Source organism: Vibrio sp. R10-SF1-ISO8 (assembly GCF_059833805.1).
In genome coordinates this window covers 687,728-706,408 of sequence record NZ_JCBDHL010000010.1, presented here as the reverse complement: position 1 = coordinate 706,408, position 18,681 = coordinate 687,728, and the positions used below count along the sequence as shown (strand labels likewise).

Below are 18,681 nucleotides of genomic sequence, written 5' to 3'. Positions count from 1 at the left end.
ATCAACACTGGTTCACAGAGTCAACATATTAATTTGAACTCTAAATATCATTTCGCTATTTTTATAACGTATTCATTAAAAAGGAAATTACAATGAAACTAAAAACGGCTGCATTACTAACCCTAAGCGCAACCGCTTTCCATGCCCAAGCTGAAGAGTGTGGCAAGGTAACAATCGCTGATATGAACTGGAATTCTGCCACAGTGATTGCCAACGTAGATAAGTTTATTCTTGAGCATGGCTACGGCTGTGACGCTGAATTAATCCCTGGTGATACCATGCCGACCGGCACTTCAATGATTGAAAAAGGCCAACCAGACGTTGCTCCTGAACTCTGGAGCAATAGCCTTAAAGATGCTTTGGACAAAGGTGTAGCAGAAAAACGTCTTCGTTACGCGGGTAAGTCACTAGTCGATGGTGGCGAAGAAGGGTTTTGGGTTCCTGCCTATCTAGTCAAGCAATACCCTGAAATGGCAACTATCGAGGGCGTTAAAAAGCACGCGAAGTTATTCGAGCATCCTGAAGATCCGGATCATTCCGCCTTCTATAGCTGCCCAGCAGGTTGGAACTGCCAAATCAGTGCAGGTAACCTGTTTAAAGCTCTAGGCTTGGAAGGCTCTGGTTTTACAATTATTGACCCAGGCTCAAGTGCAGGTCTATCCGGTGCAATTGCAAAAGCCTATGAGCGTGAAGAAGCTTGGTTTGGCTATTACTGGGCTCCAACCGCTGTTCTCGGTAAGTATGAAATGGTCAAAGTGGACTTCGGTAGTGGCGTCAATGAAAAAGAGTTCGTCGGCTGTACTACACAAGCTGAATGTGAAGAGCCTAAACCAACTATGTACCCGCCTTCACCTGTACACACAATTACCACTGAAGAGTTTGCTAGCCGCGCACCACAAGCTTATGACTATTTCACTAAACGTGGGTTTAGCAACGCAGACATGAACCAACTTCTTGCCTGGATGGAAGATAACCAAGCGGATGGCGAAGAGGCGATGTTCCACTTCCTAGAAGAGTACCCACAAATTTGGCAAGCATGGGTACCTCAAGATGTAGCAAACAAAGTGAAACAAGCGCTTTAAGCCTATAAGAAACCTATAGAGCCGCTAGGCACTATGCTTTAGATGTACTCCTTCGCTACAAGGGTAGCGAAGGAGAATAAAAGGAACTTATTGATGTCTAATGACAGCTGGTTCAACAGCTTTCCCGAAATGGAACGCTCTGATCTTAGAGCAATCCGCAAAACCCTCGATGGTGCATATCGAGATTTCTCACGAGAATATGGCGACCTTATTGAATCCTTCTTCGATCCCTTGCTCTCCTTCCTAATCTGGTTTGAAAAACTTTTGATTTCTACACCTTGGATGATTGTATTAGCAGTATGTACCGGCCTTGTCTACGCAGCTAGCCGATCTTGGAAGTTGGCTGTTGGTTGTTTCGTTTCTTTGATTCTTATTGGCTACTTTGGCATGTGGGAAGACACAATGCGCACTTTGAGCATTATCACCGTCTGTACCATGCTCTCGATTGTGTTGGGTATTCCGATTGGTATTGCGATGGCGCGATCTAATCGTGTTCAGTCGGTCGTTACGCCAATGCTCGATGTGATGCAAACCATGCCAGCCTTCGTTTACTTAATTCCTGTCGTAATGCTGCTTGGTATTGGTAAAATCCCAGGTCTTATCGCGGTTGTCATTTACGCCATTCCACCTGTCATTCGCCTAACCAATCTAGGCATACGTTTGGTTGATAAAGAAGTACTCGAAGCTTCAACTGCATTTGGCGCCAGCGCCAAACAACGACTGTTTGGCGTGCAACTCCCGCTTGCCATGCCCACCATAATGGCAGGTATTAACCAAACCATTATGATGGCGCTATCTATGGTAGTTATCGCTTCAATGATTGGTGTTAAAGGACTCGGTCAACCAGTGCTCAAATCGATTACTAACCAGTACTTCACACTTGGTTTGCTCAACGGCTTCGCAATCGTCGCACTGGCGATACTGTTTGATAGAGCCTCTCAAGCTTACGCGAAACGCACACAGGCTCATTTAGGAGATCTAAAACATGACTAAACCACTTATTGAGATCAGTGGCTTATACAAGGTTTTTGGTCAAAAACCTAAGTCAGTGATGGAGCGCGTCAAACAGGGTGACAGCAAAGATAAAGTCTTAGCTGAAACCGGGCACACCGTTGGTTTGAAGGAGATCAACCTGCAGATTAATCAAGGTGAGATCTTTGTCATCATGGGGCTCTCTGGCTCGGGTAAATCGACCTTGATTCGCCACTTCAACCGCCTAATCGACCCTACAGAAGGACAGATTTTGGTTGAAGGTACAGATGTCATGAAACTAAGCCAAAAAGAACTTGAAGAGTTCCGCCGTCACAAAATGTCGATGGTCTTTCAACGCTTTGGTTTATTGCCCCATAGAACCGTAGTCGACAACGTGGCTTACGGGCTTGAAATTCAGGGAATTGAAAAGCCTCAACGGCTACAAAAAGCCAACCAATGGCTCGATACAGTAGGTTTGAAAGGTTACGAAAACCAATATCCTTCACAACTTTCCGGTGGCCAACAACAGCGTGTCGGTTTAGCACGCGCGCTCTGTACCGATGCGGAAATTCTGTTAATGGACGAAGCTTTTTCTGCCCTCGACCCGCTGATCCGCAGCGAGATGCAAGATCAGTTAATCGAACTGCAAGAGAAGCTACACAAAACCATTATCTTCATTACCCACGACTTAGACGAAGCACTTCGCCTTGGTGACCGTATCGCCATTCTTAAAGATGGCGAACTTGTCCAGCAAGGCACACCCGATGAGATTTTGCTCCACCCTGCTGATGACTATGTTGAAGCTTTCGTTAAAGATGTAAACCGAGCTCGAGCCTTAACCGTTGAAACCGTCATGAATCCACCAGCTTATCGAATTACGGCAAATACGATTCAAGAAGCAATTGCTCAAATGAAGGGCTTTAAACAGGACTACGCTTACCATGTTACCGAGGATGGCTATCAAGGCGTATTAACCAAAGAAGGCTTGCTTGATGCGGCTAAGGACACAGCAACAGCTGAAGAAATTAAGCAAGAGTTCTATGAAGAAGTCCCTGCTGTATCTCCTGATGCAGCAATTGAAGAAGTCTTGGTCGATACCATGTCTTGTGATTACTCACTACCCGTTGTCGATGAAGACGGTAACTTACAAGGTGAGTTAGAACGAAGCGCGGTGGCTGAAATATTCTCCGACAGCTCAGAGGAGGAAATATCACCAGCCCCAAAGTTGGATAAAGCCTCTTAACTTCGGACAATACAAAAACGCCACTTGCAATCAATGTAAGTGGCGTTTTTATTTCAACTTTTGATTCTACGGCTCGTAGTTCGGGTTCATCAACGAGTAGCGGTATTCTTGGTCAGCCTTACCTTCGGCAATCATATGTAGCAATACTAGCCCAGTAGTACTGACACCACATTTGATATCACACGGCTCGTTGTAATCAAGTTCAACTGGCAGTGAAGACTGGCTAGCGACCAAAGGTATATTGCCTTCTTCAGGAACCACTAACATATCCGACTCTTCGGCGGCTGGTAGCGAAAACAGAAACAATTCCTTTTGTGCGTCAGCGGCAGACGCCACCTTTGTTGCTGACAGCAATACAGCACCTAGCAGCACACATCTATTCAGTTTCATATCTTGGCCAAGTTTATAAATTCCTCTGTATTATAGCTTTCCGCTATCTATCAGCAACTAAAAAAGCTCCCAAAGGAGCTTTTGTTAATATTTAAAAAGCCGAGCGAGTTACTTGTTGTTACGACGTGCTTCCACTGCATCGGCAAGTTGACGAAGTACTTTTTCAGTATCATCCCAACCAATACACGCATCAGTGATTGACTGACCGTAAGTTGGAGCTTGACCATCAACTAAGTCTTGACGACCTTCTACTAGGTGAGACTCAATCATCACACCGAAGATAGCCTGCTCACCACCAGCAACCTGACCAGCAACATCTTCTGCAACAACCATCTGACGCTGGTATTGCTTAGAGCTGTTTGCGTGACTGAAATCGATCATTACTTTTTGCGGTAAACCTGATGCTTCTAGCTCTTGCTTGATAGAACCAACATGGTCAGCGCTGTAGTTTGGCTCTTTACCACCACGAAGAATGATATGACAGTCAGGGTTACCCGCAGTCTCAATGATTGCAGAGTGCCCATATTTAGTTACAGACAAGAAATGGTGCGAAGCACTTGCGCTGCGGATTGCATCTGACGCAATCTTAATGTTGCCGTCGGTACCATTCTTAAAGCCAACTGGGCAAGAAATACCAGAGGCAAGTTCACGGTGAACCTGAGATTCGGTCGTACGCGCGCCAATTGCACCCCAACTAATCAAATCTGCCACATACTGTGGGGTGATCATATCTAGGAATTCGCTTGCTGTTGGCATACCCATATCTGTTAGGTCTAGCAGCAGTTTACGACCCATGCGCAGACCGTCATTGATCTTAAATGTATCGTTAAGGTATGGGTCATTGATAAGACCTTTCCAACCAACCGTTGTACGTGGTTTTTCGAAGTAAACACGCATAACGACCTCTAGGCGATCACCCAACTCATCGCGCAGTACTTTTAGACGCTTGCCGTATTCAATCGCCGCTTCTGGATCGTGAATAGAGCAAGGACCGATGATCACAAGTAGACGATCATCTTCACCTTTTAAAATATTTGAAATGGCTTCACGAGAACGAAATGTAGTCGAAGAAGCAGATTCTGTTGCAGGAAACTTCTCTAAAACTGCAACTGGCGGTAATAACTCTTTGGATTTGTTAATTCGTACATCATCTGTTTGAAACATTGCTACTTCTTCCTATTACTCTTGGTTGAACGCATCACCGAAATTGAGTGGTGAAAAAACGTTCACGCTTTCTTGTTCCTGTTCTGTGTAACTTATCTATCAAAAACCAAGGTTGCAACCACTATTTTCAATAAAAGGCAATATTTCTACTATTTTTACATTTTACATAGCGTGTAAATTTATAATTACACCTTTATAAATTGGGGGCTAGAGGAGAATTTCGCCCTCGTTTTTTATACCACAAGATGCATTATCAGCCTGATATTGCTAAGGTATTAATACAATAACAAAATCAGCAGATCAGGCATGAACGCCATTGAATTTACAAATGTCAGCAAGTGGTATGGTCAGTTCCAAGCACTCGAAGAAATTAATCTCAGTGTCCGAAAGGGCGAAATTTTAGTCGTTTGTGGCCCTTCGGGATCCGGTAAATCAACCCTTATCCGAACCATAAACGGATTAGAAACGCTAGACCAAGGTGAAATAACGGTTTTAGGCCAACTCAATTCAACCCTAGCTGCGGGCAAGGTGGGAATGGTGTTTCAACACTTCAACCTCTTTCCGCACCTCACTGTGCTAGAAAACTTAACACTTTCTCCAATACGTACACTTGGACTGACTAAAAAAGAGGCGACTCAGCGTGCACTACAGTTTTTAAAGCGAGTCAATATTGAAGAACAGGCTAACAAATACCCAGTGCAACTCTCTGGAGGGCAACAGCAACGCGTCGCCATCGCCCGTTCACTGTGTATGCAGCCAGAAATATTACTCTTTGATGAGCCGACTTCCGCCCTCGATCCAGAAACCATTCAAGAAGTGTTAGATGTCATGGTCGACTTAGCGCAAGATGGCATTACTATGATTTGCGTTACCCATGAAATGGGATTTGCCAAAAAAGTCGCAGACAGAGTGATCTTTATGGACCAAGGGCAAGTACTTGAAATGTCGACACCAGAGCAGCTTTTTTCTGCTCCGACACATCCAAGAACGCAGCAGTTCTTAGCACAAATATTGAGCCACTAAGAATGAAGAAAATAATCCAACCCGTTGCGTCTGCCCTGCTCCAAATCACCTTGCTCATCCTAGCCCTTACTTGGTTGCTTGATTCTGGTGCTAAGAGTATGGGGTACCAGTGGCAGTGGGAGCGCGTACCCGATTACATAGCCTTCTATGAAGATGGCGAATGGTGGCCAGCTGAGCTCACCGAAGGATTGCTCATTACCATCAAAATCTCTGCGATTAGCTTAGGATTTACGCTGCTCATTGGACTAACAACTGCGCTACTTAAGCTGTCTAACTCGTGGGTAGGACGAGGTATCGCCAATGTGTACATTGAGGCAGTACGCAATACGCCTTTGCTCGTGCAGATATACTTGCTCTACTTTGTCTTTGGCCCTGCTATTGGATTAGACCGATTTGCGACGGCCGTTTTGGCACTTTCACTCTTTCAAGGCGCCTATACCGCTGAGATCTTCCGAGGTGGTTTAAACAGCATTGCCAAAGGGCAATTTGAGGCAGCGAAATCTCTCGGGCTTAGCCCGTTTTACACCTACTACGATGTGATATTGCCTCAGTTGATTCAACGTACACTTCCTCCATTAACCAATGAGGTGGTGTCTCTGATTAAGAACTCATCCATTGTCAGTGTGATGGCAATTTTCGATCTCACTACCGAGGGGCGCAATATCGTCTCGGAAACCGCTATGCCATTTGAAATCTGGTTTACTGTGGCTGCTATCTACCTCGCTTTGACGCTGACACTGTCAGGGCTTTCTGCTTGGCTAGAACATAAACTCGGCGCTAGTTGGCGCACACAATAAAGGACAACTCTATGAAAAACATAGGACGAAAACTCATTTCAAGGAATGGATTCAAGGCTGCAATTACGGCTCTGCTAGGTTTAGCGATTAGTTTGCCAGCATTGGCTTCAGAAACGCCTAACTTAGACAAAATTAATGAGCGCGGAACATTACGCGTTGGCATGTCGACCTTCGTTCCTTGGGCGATGCGGGACAAGCAAGGTGAGTTGATTGGTTTTGAAATTGATGTAGCAAAACGCTTGGCGAAAGATTCCGGTTGGCAAGTTGAATTTGTTCCTACTGCTTGGGATGGCATTATTCCAGCTCTTCTGGCGAAGAAATTTGATGTCATCATTGGCGGCATGAGTATTACTCCAGAACGTTCAAAGAGTGTGTTGTTCTCTGCTCCCTACTCTCATTCTGGTGTTCAAGTGGCGGCGAACAAAGAGCTCGCGGAAGGATTCTCTGAATTTAGTGACTTCAACTCTCGCCGAGTAAAAATTGCAGCCCGTCGCGGAGCGTTTACAGTGCAAGTCGCTCGTGAAACCTTCCCTAAAGCTAAGATTCTTCAATTTGATGACGATGCGCAAGCTTTCCAAGAAGTGCTGAATGGCAATGCTCATGCCGTCATCGCGTCGAGCCCAAAACCAGAGCATGAAGCGGTTAAAAATAGCGACAAACTCTTTATCCCATTCAAAGAACGTTTGTCTAAAGGCAACGAAGCGTTTGCTGTTCGTTTGGGCGAAGCTGACAAAGAAGACTTCTTTAATCAATGGATTCAAGCACGTACTCAAGATGGGTGGCTGGAACAACGTTATGAGTATTGGTTCTCAACGCTAGACTGGCAAGATCAGATCGCATCTGGTCAATAACTGGATTGGCTCCAACTTGTCAAAATGAGTTGGGGCCACTTTTTGTGGAATAAACAAGCACGTGACTAAAAGCAACACACTTACTTCAATCGCACCACCAGCCTTTAAGCGCTCGATTAACAAGCTCGATGTCCTTCTTTTACTGATGTTAGCAGGGTTGAGCTACTGGATATACGACCGTTCTTCTGTCGGCGTTAACTACACTTGGCGCTGGCAAGAGGCCTTCTCTTTGCTCTTTACACCAAGAGCAGATGGGTCTCTGCCCTATTTTTTTCAGGGCTTATTGTCTACTGTACGCCTGAGTATTTGGGGGATGGTTCTAGCGTTAAGTTTAGGAACAGCGCTCGGCGTTGCTCGACACTCTAAAATCACTCTATTTGCTGTACCGGCAAATATGTTCGTTCAACTAATACGAAATATCCCACCTCTGGTATTTGTCTTCATCTTTTACTTTTTCATCTCTAACCAACTGATTCCATTGTTGGGTTTAGATAGTTTACTAAGAGAGCACTCGGGAGAGGTAAACTGGCTACAATCCGCGTTATTTGGCCCAGCCAGTCTTTGGGAAAATCTACTATCGGGCGTCTTATGTGTTGGTCTACTGTCAGCCGCATATGTTGCTGAGGTAGTACGCTCCGGCTTATCAGGCATCCCCAAAGGACAGTGGGAAGCGGCAGATTCGTTAGGTATCGGCGGATGGACTAAATACCGCTATGTGATAGCACCACAAGTTCTCGCGGCGATAACACCCGCATTAGCAGGACAAGCAATCTCATTGGTCAAAGACACATCCATCGTGTCGCTGATTTCAATCCAAGAGATGACATTTGTCGGCACTGAAATCGCCAACTCTTCAGGTTTGATTTTTGAAATCTGGTTAATAGTTGGACTTTGCTATCTTCTCATTTGCTTATCGCTATCACTGTTATTCAAACGACTAGAACAGCGAAGTTTGAAACACCTTCAGCGATAGTTAAAAGCTTACCGCCAGACTATTTAGGCTCGCTAGGTGCTCAGTTATTTATTCTGATTGGTATAACGGAAACTTTAGCTTCAAATAACTCACATAAAGCATGGCGCCTATTACTACGCATACAAGGTTGATACTCAGATCGAGAAATGAAAACTCGCGTAGAGTATTAAACATTTGCAGAAACTCGTCCAAACTGACCATAGCCAGCAAGCCTAATACCCATGGCGACAGCATCAAACGATGATAATGATAGTAAGAGATTGGTGTTGACCACGCAGCGATAAACCCGAGTGTGGTGGCTACCGTTGCGTGAAGCACCCATGCCCCACCCAGTAGCACTTCAAGCGCTCTTATTGAATCGCCATGAAAGTCAAACGACTTTGCCATCGAGGCCCCACCGCCAAGCGCCATTAGGCCACAAAGAACAATCAATCTTTTACTAAAAAGCTTCGTAGCTAGGTACATAGTGCGCTCTATTCAAAATCAAAACGCTCTGTAGACTAGCTTATTAAGACTTAGGATGACACCAAGAATACTGTCTATCTTGGAAATGAGACACTCTTAGAAGTATCCCTCCCAAACCAACTTCCACTGAAGAACCAAAAATCAGTAGTTAACACTCAAAACATGTGGCACAACAAATACATAATAAAAATGCATGATATTTATTTGATCATTATCTTAATTTATAAATGGAGGCATTGAATCATATATTGCACACATTATTGTGTAGCAAATCACATCATATAAGAGAGCATAAAATGCCCAAGATACGCAGTTTGTCTATTTTCCTTATTTCGTTAATCCTTGTAGCTATTTCTGGTTGTTCTGCTAAACCTGAACCTCAGATAAAAGTAGAACCAAAGGCAGAAATACCGATCGGCGCAAAGTATAGGCTATCTGAGTTTGAATTCGACTTAGTTCAGACACAATCAATTCCTCATATACTCAACAAAGAGCAAACTAAAGAAGTTATCCAAAAAACATTCAATTCAATTCTAAAAAACGCTGGAATGCTATACGAAGGAGATGATGAGGGAGGTTTTCCCGTAACTCTAAAACTCGACTATTATAGGCCTATAATTGGCTTTTCCAGTGATAAACTAGGCAAACCCCTTTTTTATTACAGCATACACACTAAGGTAGATGGGACTGCTAAAAAAATAATTACCACTGATGAACTTAGACTAGATAGTATTCAATTGTTTGACTTCAGTAGTAAAACAAATACCAAAAATGACATGAGCTACACTCTTTCTATAGGGGCTATCATTGCTCGAAGTCTGATAGATGAAACTCCCCACTCTTCAACCTATGTCAGAGAAGGTAAGACTGAAAAAGAAATCATCAAAGAACTAACGCCTCATTACCTCGGCTTACTTCTACAAGAAAGACCAATCCCAGAAGTGGATGAGAGTTACATCCCAGTCTCGCTTACGGATAAGTATTATACCATGTTAACGAGTCTAGATAGAAAAGTGCGCTTAGATGGCTACGATAACATTCAAGGAAAATGGTTAAACCAGCCAAAGTTATTTGATTTGGTCAACCAATCTATACTAGCACATTATGATCAACCACTTGATAAAGACACAGAAGAAGAACTCAAAGAGCAAATCAAAACTTTGGCAGAGCTAGGGCTAATTAAATACAAAGAAACCTTCTTACAGGTAGCCAAAGACGCGTCAACTTCAGAACTACGAAAATACGCCAATGAGCAAATGGAAGTATTAGAGATTCAATCATTCAAATCAGAAGCTATCCACAAACCTCTGCCTGTTAGTGTAACCGCAGACTGGAAGCAGCATCAATTGTATAACATGATCAGATCACAAGACCTTTACCTTAAGACACGAGCTGCTAAATTCGTCTACCGTGACTATCCTCAAGATGAGCTCTTATTGGAAACTCTGAGTGCTGAATTAGACAAATCACTGATAAATAGTTATAGAGCATCAACACGTGAAGATTTTCACGCTTGGATCTGTCGAGCGCTAGGTCTTTCGGGAAACACAAAGTACAAAGGGCAGTTAGAATATATTGCAAAGCATGCCAAATCAAAAAAAGTAAGAAACTTTGCGGAAGAATTTGCCGATGAACTCTAAGCCATAGTTTATCTTTGAAGCCCACCAAGGAGGTGGGCTTTGTTTTAAGGGAGATAATGATCCACCAGCAGAAGCAAGAACAAAAACATTAGGTGATAGATGGAAAACTTAAACGTTTCAATTGCTGATTTTTCATCTGGGTTAAACTTGAGTTTCCAAGCGTGACCAATAAAACCTAAGCTCAGAATTGTCGAACCAACCCAGTACAATGTTCCCGCCATACCGACTAGAGCAGGCAGCAAACAGACTAAAGCAAGTAGCACGGTATAGAGCAAGATAGACGTTTTGGTGTATTCAACACCGTGGGTTACAGGCAGCATTGGAATATCCGCTTTTGCGTAGTCATCTTTGCGATGAATCGCTAGCGCCCAAAAATGTGGCGGTGTCCAGATGAAGATAATCATCACTAGCAGCCAGCCATTGGCGTGCATCTCTCCCGTCACGGCTGTCCAACCTAATAGTGGTGGCATGGCACCCGCTATTCCTGCGATAACAATATTCTGCGGTGTCGCACGCTTTAAGTACATAGTGTACACAACTGCGTAACCAAGCAAACTTGCAAAAGTTAACCATGCCGTTAAAGCGTTTACGCCGATATAAAGAACGGCAAATCCCAATGCTCCAATAGAAACCGCGAATGCGAATACATGGCTTGAGTGTATTTCTCCTGATGGCAGTGGTCTTTTGTAAGTTCGAGCCATAATGGCGTCAATGCGCTGGTCTATAAGATGATTAAACGCTGCTGCTGAACCTGCCATCAATCCAATACCTAGCAGCCCAAGCACAGTGCCCTGAACGAGTAACGCACCAGGAACCGCAAGACACATCCCGACTACCGCAGTCAGTAGCATCAGAGCAACGACTTTAGGCTTAGTCAGAGCCAAATAGCTCCGCCATAGCGCTCTCTCTTGAGCAGTAGCAGATAGTGTTTTACTCATGCGCACTCTCCTTATTAATCACAGCAGAATCCATTGCAGACTTATGACTGGTTTGCCAAATGAGATAGTTGGTTCGTAATACAATCAAGAGCAACAAAGCAGCCCCTAAATTGTGTGCCACCGCAACAACCAAAGGTAAGCTCAATAATACGTTACCGATGCCCAGTGCAATTTGAATAGCGAGCATCAGCAATATCCCTTTCGCCACTTTGGTATACGCTTGTTTTTTCTCCGCGAGCAGCATAAACACGAGTGCCGAAACAAACAGAGTGACGACAACCGCTCCCACTCGATGCGTTACATGAATCGTCATCCGAGCACCGTAATCTAACGTGCCAAACTCATAGCTTTCTTGCTTAGGTTGGATCAACTCAAAAGCTCGTCCGAAATCGAGATAGGAAGTCCAGTTTCCTTCACATATCGGCAGTGTCGTACACATAAGCGCAGCGTAGTTAGAAGATGTCCAACCGCCTAACGCAATTTGCATTACCACGACCACAAGCGTAGAAGCGGCTAATAACTTCAATCTCTGCCTAGTTTTATTGCCTTCCTTAACCAATGGAGTTTGCCTCGCTTGAAGCCCCCAGTGAGTTAAGGCGAGCAAACTGAATAAGGTAAAACCTCCCAATAAGTGACCCATTACTATGATTGGCATTAGCATCATGGTCACTGTCCACATTCCCAGCAAGGCTTGAAAAATCACTACGACCGAAATTGCCGAAGCCATTGGCATCGGTATTTGCCCTGTTCTGATGCCAATAAAAGTAATGGCAAACACCACTGAGCCCAGTGTTCCCGCAAAGTAGCGGTGGATCATTTCTAGCCAAGCTTTGTCGGCTTCAACGGTTAGAGATGGGTACAGTGATTGAGCCAAAGCGATTTCATGCTGCTCATTAGGGACGGTTAGTTGACCATAGCAGCCCGGCCAATCAGGGCAACCAAGTCCTGCATCCGCAAGTCGAGTGTATGCGCCGAGCATGACGACAATGAAGGTGAGGATAAGACTGAATCTGACAAGGTTTATCAACTTCATATCGTGACTCCTAGCGATTTAGCCGACGCGAGATAACTTGAGCAACTTACGTAAATCGGCAAGTAGCCCTTTGCTTTGTGCAACTAACTCACCTTGTTTGCTCACTTTGGGATAACGCATCACCAACTGCCCTAGCGGATCAACAATCACGTATTCAAATTGATCAACAAGCTGAGAAAAACCATCATTTACTTTTATCTGAGCATACTCCGAATTTGCTAATACCTCGCTGCTAGGCGTAGAGATCAGTACAGGTTGCACACGTTGTTGGTACTTACCCAGTGCGATGTGGCTCTGACCAAGTAAATAGATTTGTTGCTGACAGAACTCATCGCATTGATCTGGAACCACATAACCAAGCTGCCACTGGCTCTGTTGGTAAGGGTTATCGATACCTAACGATTCTAATGTCGCCACCGGTTCAATAAGTTCGCCCTTGTTGGTCACACCCGATTGATACCAGTGTTGGCTCAATACTGTTTTGGCAATAATGGCAGGTAAAGCAAACATCACCACTAAGCTGACAAAAATGATCCTTCCTCTTAAAACTGGGTTACTCATCTTTTACTCCCTGCTTTAAAGCTTTGACTAGTAAGCCGACACTTAACAGCGCAAGTACTGCTGCCATGGAAAACCACTGCACTGCATAGCCTAAGTGCTTATCTGGATTCATCGAGACCGGTTGCCAAGGCTGAATATAAGGCCAAGGCTCAACCAACGGCTGCACAACAAAAGGTTCTATTTCGATCTGCCAATGCTGCTCTAACTGAGCAAAATTAAGATTCTGAATTCGGCTCATCGTGCCTTGCTCTAAATGCAAATCTTTGCTGAGCGGATTACTCGACTTGCGATAAAGCCTGCCTTCAAGCACAAGCTCACTATTCAACCAATTAACCTGTGGCAGCTGTGAGCGTAAATCAGGCCCTTCAACAAAACCGCGTTCAAGCAGCAGGTGTTGTCCAGATTGTGTTTTCACTAACTGCAACGCCAAGTAACCTACCTTGCCATCAACACTTTGGTTATCTAGTAACAAGTACCTATCCGTTACTGGGATCGCGCTAAGCACGACTTTTACCCCGGTTGGGTTACTGATTTGTTCCTCAGTCAGTTCAGATAAACCAATAGGTGACATTTTCGCTCTCTGTGTAACCTTTTGCTCTATTTGGCTTTTCTCTTCTGCTCTAGATAATTGCCATAAACCTAAGTTGATCAATATCGAAAAGGCGACCACAGTTATTAAACAAACAACCACAAACCTTGTGGTTTTCAGCGGAGCAAAAAAGGAACCACTCATGGTATTCATATTCAAACTTGTCCTAGTACTGCTGCTACTCTTCATCCTTGTTAACCTCGGTAGAGCGATGTTTGAAATGGTTAAAGGTCCTGAATCGGAAGACGACTCTGACCAAGATTCCCTCCCAGATGACAAACCCATGAGCTTTTATTTAGGTCGCCGCGTGTTCCTTTCTGCACTCGCTGTTGTGTTAATGGTGGCCGCCTTATTAAGCGGCCTAATTGAACCCAATATACGCCCTTACTAACAGCGTTAAAGCACGTAAACAAAGACGAACAGACACAACCACACCACATCAACAAAGTGCCAATACCAACTGCCAGCCTGAAAGGCAAAATGGTCTTTGGGCGTAAAATGATCTTTTGCCACTCTAGCTAGCAGTATGATCAAAAATGTGGTTCCTAACAGAACATGCATGCCATGGAATCCGGTCAATAAGAAAAAGGTATTGCCATAAATTCCCGATTGAAGCGTCAAACCTAAATCTTGATAGGCATGTGCGTACTCAACCCCTTGGTAGTACAAGAAGAAACACGCCAAAACGATGGTGATTTCAAGCCAGACAATCAGCGCCATACGCTTGTTCTGCTCTAAACTGACATGCGCTAAGTGAAGCGTAATCGAAGAAGTGAGCAGGATAATGGTGTTGATTAATGGCAACCCTTGCCAAGGCATAGCATTGGTCGTGTCTCCACCTGGAGTAGTCGTTAATGGCCATAAAGCCTCAAATGTCGGCCAGATAACCTCATGGGTCATCGCATTGTTTCCTGCCCCGCCAAGCCAAGGCACAGAAATCATACGTGCGTAGAAAAGTGCACCGAAGAAAGCACCGAAGAACATGATTTCGGAGAAGATAAACCAACTCATCCCCTGTCTATAAGAACGAGACAACTGCGCAGAATTCTTGCCACTCATAGACTCTGTAATCACGTTACTAAACCAACCCGCGAACATATAGAGCAGAAAGATAAAACCCGCGAGCAAAATCAGCTTGCCAAAGACACTCCCATCCCCGCCTTCAGCCATGTTCTGTACCGTCAGGCCTGCACCGACAGCAATCAAAAATAGGGCAACTGCGCCAACAATTGGCCAGCTGCTTTGTGCGGGCACATAATAGGATTGATGTTTTGAACTCATTGTGTTGCTCCTTGCGAAGTCTCATCGGTTACCTTAGATGAAACGTTAGCTAACTCGGTTGAGGTCGTTTTATCCGTGATATCATAGAGGGTGTATGACAACGTCAGAGTATGAATAGAGTCTGGAATATCAGGCTCGATATAGAAAATCAGTGGCATTTCTGCTTTTCCATCGGCCTGCAAAGGCTGCTGATTGAAACAGAAACATTCGATCTTGTTGAAATAGGTAGCACCTAACCCCGGAGAGACCGATGGCACGGCTTGGCCAACAATATCTTTGGAAGACAAATTCTTAGCATAGTAAGCGGTTTGAATCACTTCGCCGGGATGCACTTCCATTGAAGTTTGTGCCGGGACAAAAGACCAAGGAATCCCTTGATTATTGTGCGCCATAAACTCTACGCGAATAAGACGTGATGTGTCAGGAACCATACCTTGTGGTTGTAGCGCAGACTCTGTATTGGTTTTTCCGTTGATTCCTAAAGCTTCACACATCACGTCGTATAAAGGGACAAGAGCAAAACCAAAACCAAACATGGCAACAACCGCAGCGCAAAGCTTCAGCGTAAGCTTTCTATTGGATTTCGCTTGCCCATCCATAACAGAGCCCTTAGTCCACTTTCGGTGGCGTTGAGAAAGTATGATGAGGCGCAGGACTTGGGACTGTCCATTCCAGCCCTTCGGCACGATCCCAAGGTTTCGCCGAAACCTTCTCACCACCTCTGATACATTTGATCACCAGCCACAAGAAAATTAACTGTGACAGACCAAAGGCAAAGCCCCCAATTGAGACTATTTGGTTAACATCTGCAAATTGAATCGCGTAGTCCGGGATACGCCTTGGCATACCTGCTAAGCCCAAAAAGTGCATTGGGAAGAAAAGCACATTGACCGAAATGACCGAGCACCAGAAATGCCATAAGCTCAACCTGTGGTCATACATGTTTCCCGTCCATTTAGGCAACCAATAGTATGCCGCTGCCATAATCGAGAACACGGCCCCCGAGACCAACACATAGTGGAAATGAGCCACCACAAAATAGGTATCGTGATACTGAAAATCAGCTGGAACAATCGCGAGCATTAGCCCTGAGAAACCGCCAATGGTAAACAAGATGATAAACGCAATAGCGAACAACATCGGTGTTTCAAAGGTCATCGCCCCTCGCCACATAGTTGCTACCCAATTAAACACCTTAACGCCTGTCGGCACCGCTATTAGCATGGTGCAGTACATAAAGAAGAGTTCGGCGAAAACCGGCATACCCGTGGTAAACATGTGGTGCGCCCAAACAAGGAAGGACAATAGGGCGATACTACATGTTGCGTAGACCATCGAGTGATAACCAAACAACTTCTTACCACTAAAGGCTGGAATAATCGCTGAGACAATACCAAAAGAGGGCAAAATCATGATGTACACTTCGGGGTGACCAAAGAACCAGAAGATATGCTGGAACATTACAGGATCACCGCCCCCTGCGGCATCAAAGAACGAGGTTCCAAAGTACTTATCGGTGAGCACCATGGTGACAGCCCCTGCGAGTACGGGCATGACGGCGATTAATAGAAACGCCGTGATAAGCCAAGTCCAAACAAACATTGGCATTTTGAACCATGTCATTCCCGGTGCACGCATATTGACGATGGTAACGATCACGTTAATTGCTCCCATGATCGAGCTGATCCCCATAATGTGTACCGAGAAGACAAACAACGCAGTACTGTCCGGCCCATAGGTCGTCGAGAGTGGCGCGTAGAAAGTCCAACCAAAGTCAGGCCCCCCGCCCTCCGTAAATAGCGAAGCAATCAGAATGGCAAAAGCGAAAGGGAGAATCCAAAAGCTAAGGTTGTTCATTCTAGGCAGAGCCATATCTGGCGCGCCGATCATCATTGGGATCATCCAATTTGCTAGCCCAGTGAAAGCCGGCATCACTGCTCCAAACACCATGATTAAGCCATGAACGGTTGTCATTTGATTGAAAAACTGCGGCTCGACCAATTGCAAACCCGGCTGGAAAAGCTCCGCACGAATGATCATTGCCATCGCACCGCCGATTAAGAACATGCTAAAGCTAAACCAAAGGTAAAGCGTCCCGATGTCTTTATGGTTCGTCGAGTAGAGCCAACGGGTAATTCCCTTAGCTGGACCATGGTGGTCATGGTCATCAGCTTCAACAGCAATCGTGCTATTGGCGCGACCGATATCGGCATCAGTAGCTGGTGCTGATTTGGTTTTATCTTCTACGATCGAATCAGGTTTGGACGTTTTCATTGTCCCTCCTTAGACGCCTTAAGCTGGTTAACATCTGATGCTTGAACTAAATCACCCACACTGTTACCAAGACCATTTCTTTGGTAAGTCACTACTGCCGCAATCTCTTTATCTGTCAGCTGGTTAGAGAATGCTTGCATTGCTGTACCCGAACGACCATTGACCACAATATCAATGTGCGATGAGACATCGCCCGTTGCGACTTTACTGCCCGTAATGGCTGGGAATGCTCCGGGTATACCAGCACCGTTTGCTTGGTGACAAACCGCGCATCGATCGAGATACACTTTCCCTCCAATACTCATTAGCTCTTCCAGAGACAAAGAGGCGGTAAGTGATGCTGCAGCTTCTTGCTTCGCTTTCTCTAATTCGGCTTTCTTCGCAAGCAGCCACGCGTCGTATTTCTCTTCTTCCATTGCATGAACAACAATGGGCATAAAGCCATGAGCTCGACCACATAATTCAGCACATTGACCACGGTAGACACCCGGTTTGCCTATTCGAGTCCAAGCCTCGTTAATGAATCCTGGGATGGTGTCTTTCTTCACCGCAAAGTCCGGCACCCACCAAGAGTGGATGACGTCATCAGCTGTCATCAAAAAGCGTACTTTACGGTTAATCGGTAGCACCAACGGGTTATCCACTTCCAATAGATAATGCGCGCCCTTTTCCTCGATGCCATCAATCGCTTTTTGGCTAGTTGCGAGCAAACTAAAGAACTCGACGTCTTCACCGAAATAGCTGTAATGCCACTTCCATTGCGAACCCGTGATTTTGATTGTCAGATCAGATTGAGAAGTATCTTCCATCGCGACCAAGGTTTTGGTTGCGGGAATAGCCATTAAGACGAGGATAATGATCGGAATTACGGTCCAAATCACTTCCACTTTAGTACTTTCATGGAAGTGCGCCGCCACCGCACCTTTGGACTTGCGGTGATGATACATGGAGTAAAACATCGCCCCAAAGACCACAACAGCAATGGCGCAGCAGATGTAAAATATCAGCATATGAAGGTCATAAACCTGCTCACTGATATTAGTGACTCCCTGAGTCATGTTGTAGGCACTTTCTTCTGCGTGTGCAAAAGCAGTGACACAAATTAACAAAACACTACTCAATCGCCACAGTAACAACTGTAAACTTTTCAAAAGACCTCTCCTCTGCCAGAGTCATCAACCGTGATGCTGGTACTTGTTCCTGCATGTCACCTGAGCCTGCAAGAAAGTACCAATCAGCCTTTGGACTTGGATAATTCCTTATAACCAGTAAATTTCATGTAATTTGTTATATTTATGTTAATAAACGTTAGTTGGCGTTTCTAAATTGTGCAAGAAAGTCCTATTAGAAATGGTGACTAGGCAGAGCATAGAAAGGTTTAGCGATTGCGCTCTCGCAAATGATA

The 18,681-nt window shown here is 44.9% G+C and carries 20 protein-coding genes; 9 read left to right on the top strand and 11 right to left on the bottom strand.

Annotation, left to right across the window (positions count from 1 at the left end):
- The first annotated feature begins 92 nt into the window (after nucleotides 1-92).
- The 3 genes from AC6R00_RS08870 (at nucleotide 93) to AC6R00_RS08860 (ending at nucleotide 3,297) form a co-directional block, all read left to right on the top strand.
- Entirely contained in the window at nucleotides 93-1,082 is a 990-nt protein-coding gene (locus tag AC6R00_RS08870; protein ID WP_500640108.1) for an ABC transporter substrate-binding protein, read from the top strand.
- Between the two features lie 93 nt (nucleotides 1,083-1,175).
- The gene (locus AC6R00_RS08865) at nucleotides 1,176-2,075 is read left to right on the top strand and encodes an ABC transporter permease (RefSeq protein WP_004745756.1); all 900 of its coding nucleotides are present in this window, start codon (nucleotides 1,176-1,178) and stop codon (nucleotides 2,073-2,075) included.
- Nucleotides 2,068-3,297: a quaternary amine ABC transporter ATP-binding protein gene (locus tag AC6R00_RS08860; protein ID WP_500640107.1), complete on the top strand. Its 1,230-nt coding sequence runs from the start codon at nucleotides 2,068-2,070 to the stop codon at nucleotides 3,295-3,297. Before AC6R00_RS08865 ends, AC6R00_RS08860 begins: the two co-directional genes overlap by 8 nt.
- A gap of 66 nt (nucleotides 3,298-3,363) precedes the next feature.
- Here AC6R00_RS08860 and AC6R00_RS08855 read toward each other — a convergent pair whose 3' ends face one another.
- Complete coding sequence (locus tag AC6R00_RS08855) at nucleotides 3,364-3,687, bottom strand: hypothetical protein (protein ID WP_500640106.1); 324 nt, start codon at nucleotides 3,685-3,687, stop codon at nucleotides 3,364-3,366.
- A gap of 108 nt (nucleotides 3,688-3,795) precedes the next feature.
- On the bottom strand, nucleotides 3,796-4,851 hold the full coding sequence (gene aroG, locus AC6R00_RS08850) for a 3-deoxy-7-phosphoheptulonate synthase AroG (protein WP_500640105.1): 1,056 nt from the start codon (nucleotides 4,849-4,851) through the stop codon (nucleotides 3,796-3,798).
- Between the two features lie 306 nt (nucleotides 4,852-5,157).
- Here aroG and AC6R00_RS08845 point away from each other — a divergent pair, with 306 nt between their 5' ends.
- From AC6R00_RS08845 to AC6R00_RS08830, 4 genes are all read left to right on the top strand, one after another.
- Nucleotides 5,158-5,874 (top strand): amino acid ABC transporter ATP-binding protein, encoded by a 717-nt coding sequence (locus AC6R00_RS08845; RefSeq protein ID WP_500640104.1) that lies wholly within the window; start codon nucleotides 5,158-5,160, stop codon nucleotides 5,872-5,874.
- A gap of 2 nt (nucleotides 5,875-5,876) precedes the next feature.
- Nucleotides 5,877-6,671 carry an amino acid ABC transporter permease gene (locus tag AC6R00_RS08840; RefSeq protein WP_500640103.1) on the top strand — a complete coding sequence of 265 codons (795 nt, stop codon included), beginning with the start codon at nucleotides 5,877-5,879 and terminating at the stop codon, nucleotides 6,669-6,671.
- A gap of 11 nt (nucleotides 6,672-6,682) precedes the next feature.
- On the top strand, nucleotides 6,683-7,522 hold the full coding sequence (locus AC6R00_RS08835) for a transporter substrate-binding domain-containing protein (RefSeq protein WP_500640102.1): 840 nt from the start codon (nucleotides 6,683-6,685) through the stop codon (nucleotides 7,520-7,522).
- A gap of 61 nt (nucleotides 7,523-7,583) precedes the next feature.
- Nucleotides 7,584-8,495 (top strand): amino acid ABC transporter permease, encoded by a 912-nt coding sequence (locus AC6R00_RS08830; protein ID WP_500640101.1) that lies wholly within the window; start codon nucleotides 7,584-7,586, stop codon nucleotides 8,493-8,495.
- A 48-nt stretch (nucleotides 8,496-8,543) separates the two neighbouring features.
- Here AC6R00_RS08830 and AC6R00_RS08825 read toward each other — a convergent pair whose 3' ends face one another.
- Nucleotides 8,544-8,960 (bottom strand): VanZ family protein, encoded by a 417-nt coding sequence (locus tag AC6R00_RS08825; RefSeq protein ID WP_500640100.1) that lies wholly within the window; start codon nucleotides 8,958-8,960, stop codon nucleotides 8,544-8,546.
- A 296-nt stretch (nucleotides 8,961-9,256) separates the two neighbouring features.
- On the opposite strand from AC6R00_RS08825, the gene AC6R00_RS08820 reads away from it, so the two are divergent.
- Nucleotides 9,257-10,600 (top strand): hypothetical protein, encoded by a 1,344-nt coding sequence (locus AC6R00_RS08820; protein ID WP_500640099.1) that lies wholly within the window; start codon nucleotides 9,257-9,259, stop codon nucleotides 10,598-10,600.
- Nucleotides 10,601-10,644: 44 nt separating this feature from the next.
- Here AC6R00_RS08820 and cyoE read toward each other — a convergent pair whose 3' ends face one another.
- The 4 genes from cyoE to AC6R00_RS08800 are packed head-to-tail and all read right to left on the bottom strand — an operon-like array spanning nucleotide 10,645 to nucleotide 13,865.
- Nucleotides 10,645-11,538 carry a heme o synthase gene (cyoE, locus tag AC6R00_RS08815; RefSeq protein WP_500640098.1) on the bottom strand — a complete coding sequence of 298 codons (894 nt, stop codon included), beginning with the start codon at nucleotides 11,536-11,538 and terminating at the stop codon, nucleotides 10,645-10,647.
- On the bottom strand, nucleotides 11,531-12,571 hold the full coding sequence (locus AC6R00_RS08810) for a COX15/CtaA family protein (protein ID WP_500640097.1): 1,041 nt from the start codon (nucleotides 12,569-12,571) through the stop codon (nucleotides 11,531-11,533). The genes cyoE and AC6R00_RS08810 overlap by 8 nt, the downstream gene beginning before the upstream one ends.
- Nucleotides 12,572-12,589: 18 nt before the next feature.
- Nucleotides 12,590-13,132, bottom strand: a complete 543-nt coding sequence (locus tag AC6R00_RS08805; protein WP_239854608.1) for a redox-active disulfide-containing membrane protein — start codon at nucleotides 13,130-13,132, stop codon at nucleotides 12,590-12,592.
- Entirely contained in the window at nucleotides 13,125-13,865 is a 741-nt protein-coding gene (locus AC6R00_RS08800) for an SURF1 family protein (protein WP_500640096.1), read from the bottom strand. Before AC6R00_RS08800 ends, AC6R00_RS08805 begins: the two co-directional genes overlap by 8 nt.
- Here AC6R00_RS08800 and AC6R00_RS08795 point away from each other — a divergent pair.
- Entirely contained in the window at nucleotides 13,864-14,112 is a 249-nt protein-coding gene (locus AC6R00_RS08795) for a DUF2909 family protein (RefSeq protein WP_004745743.1), read from the top strand. The two genes, AC6R00_RS08800 and AC6R00_RS08795, sit on opposite strands and share 2 nt — an antisense overlap.
- A gap of 5 nt (nucleotides 14,113-14,117) precedes the next feature.
- Here the strand turns inward: AC6R00_RS08795 and AC6R00_RS08790 are convergent, their stop codons facing one another.
- Genes AC6R00_RS08790 through coxB form a run of 4 tightly spaced genes read right to left on the bottom strand, consistent with a single transcriptional unit; the run spans nucleotide 14,118 to nucleotide 18,397 of the window.
- On the bottom strand, nucleotides 14,118-15,002 hold the full coding sequence (locus AC6R00_RS08790) for a cytochrome c oxidase subunit 3 (protein WP_486788737.1): 885 nt from the start codon (nucleotides 15,000-15,002) through the stop codon (nucleotides 14,118-14,120).
- The gene (locus AC6R00_RS08785; protein WP_500640095.1) at nucleotides 14,999-15,601 is read right to left on the bottom strand and encodes a cytochrome c oxidase assembly protein; all 603 of its coding nucleotides are present in this window, start codon (nucleotides 15,599-15,601) and stop codon (nucleotides 14,999-15,001) included. The genes AC6R00_RS08790 and AC6R00_RS08785 overlap by 4 nt, the downstream gene beginning before the upstream one ends.
- A gap of 10 nt (nucleotides 15,602-15,611) precedes the next feature.
- On the bottom strand, nucleotides 15,612-17,276 hold the full coding sequence (gene ctaD, locus AC6R00_RS08780; protein WP_500640094.1) for a cytochrome c oxidase subunit I: 1,665 nt from the start codon (nucleotides 17,274-17,276) through the stop codon (nucleotides 15,612-15,614).
- The gene (gene coxB / locus AC6R00_RS08775; protein ID WP_500640179.1) at nucleotides 17,273-18,397 is read right to left on the bottom strand and encodes a cytochrome c oxidase subunit II; all 1,125 of its coding nucleotides are present in this window, start codon (nucleotides 18,395-18,397) and stop codon (nucleotides 17,273-17,275) included. Before coxB ends, ctaD begins: the two co-directional genes overlap by 4 nt.
- Nucleotides 18,398-18,681: the final 284 nt, after the last annotated feature.

Excerpts from the sequence above, each read along its gene's own strand:
- AC6R00_RS08870 (WP_500640108.1), top strand. The coding sequence starts at position 93 with ATGAAACTAAAAACGGCTGCATTACTAACCCTAAGCGCAACCGCTTTC.
- cyoE (WP_500640098.1), bottom strand. The coding sequence starts at position 11,538 with ATGAGTAAAACACTATCTGCTACTGCTCAAGAGAGAGCGCTATGGCGG.
- AC6R00_RS08795 (WP_004745743.1), top strand. The coding sequence starts at position 13,864 with ATGGTATTCATATTCAAACTTGTCCTAGTACTGCTGCTACTCTTCATC.
- AC6R00_RS08825 (WP_500640100.1), bottom strand. The coding sequence starts at position 8,960 with ATGTACCTAGCTACGAAGCTTTTTAGTAAAAGATTGATTGTTCTTTGT.
- AC6R00_RS08860 (WP_500640107.1), top strand. The coding sequence starts at position 2,068 with ATGACTAAACCACTTATTGAGATCAGTGGCTTATACAAGGTTTTTGGT.
- AC6R00_RS08785 (WP_500640095.1), bottom strand. The coding sequence starts at position 15,601 with ATGGATGGGCAAGCGAAATCCAATAGAAAGCTTACGCTGAAGCTTTGC.
- AC6R00_RS08835 (WP_500640102.1), top strand. The coding sequence starts at position 6,683 with ATGAAAAACATAGGACGAAAACTCATTTCAAGGAATGGATTCAAGGCT.
- AC6R00_RS08865 (WP_004745756.1), top strand. The coding sequence starts at position 1,176 with ATGTCTAATGACAGCTGGTTCAACAGCTTTCCCGAAATGGAACGCTCT.
- AC6R00_RS08855 (WP_500640106.1), bottom strand. The coding sequence starts at position 3,687 with ATGAAACTGAATAGATGTGTGCTGCTAGGTGCTGTATTGCTGTCAGCA.
- AC6R00_RS08820 (WP_500640099.1), top strand. The coding sequence starts at position 9,257 with ATGCCCAAGATACGCAGTTTGTCTATTTTCCTTATTTCGTTAATCCTT.
- AC6R00_RS08810 (WP_500640097.1), bottom strand. The coding sequence starts at position 12,571 with ATGAAGTTGATAAACCTTGTCAGATTCAGTCTTATCCTCACCTTCATT.
- AC6R00_RS08840 (WP_500640103.1), top strand. The coding sequence starts at position 5,877 with ATGAAGAAAATAATCCAACCCGTTGCGTCTGCCCTGCTCCAAATCACC.
- ctaD (WP_500640094.1), bottom strand. The coding sequence starts at position 17,276 with ATGAAAACGTCCAAACCTGATTCGATCGTAGAAGATAAAACCAAATCA.
- AC6R00_RS08790 (WP_486788737.1), bottom strand. The coding sequence starts at position 15,002 with ATGAGTTCAAAACATCAATCCTATTATGTGCCCGCACAAAGCAGCTGG.
- AC6R00_RS08845 (WP_500640104.1), top strand. The coding sequence starts at position 5,158 with ATGAACGCCATTGAATTTACAAATGTCAGCAAGTGGTATGGTCAGTTC.
- AC6R00_RS08800 (WP_500640096.1), bottom strand. The coding sequence starts at position 13,865 with ATGAGTGGTTCCTTTTTTGCTCCGCTGAAAACCACAAGGTTTGTGGTT.
- AC6R00_RS08805 (WP_239854608.1), bottom strand. The coding sequence starts at position 13,132 with ATGAGTAACCCAGTTTTAAGAGGAAGGATCATTTTTGTCAGCTTAGTG.
- aroG (WP_500640105.1), bottom strand. The coding sequence starts at position 4,851 with ATGTTTCAAACAGATGATGTACGAATTAACAAATCCAAAGAGTTATTA.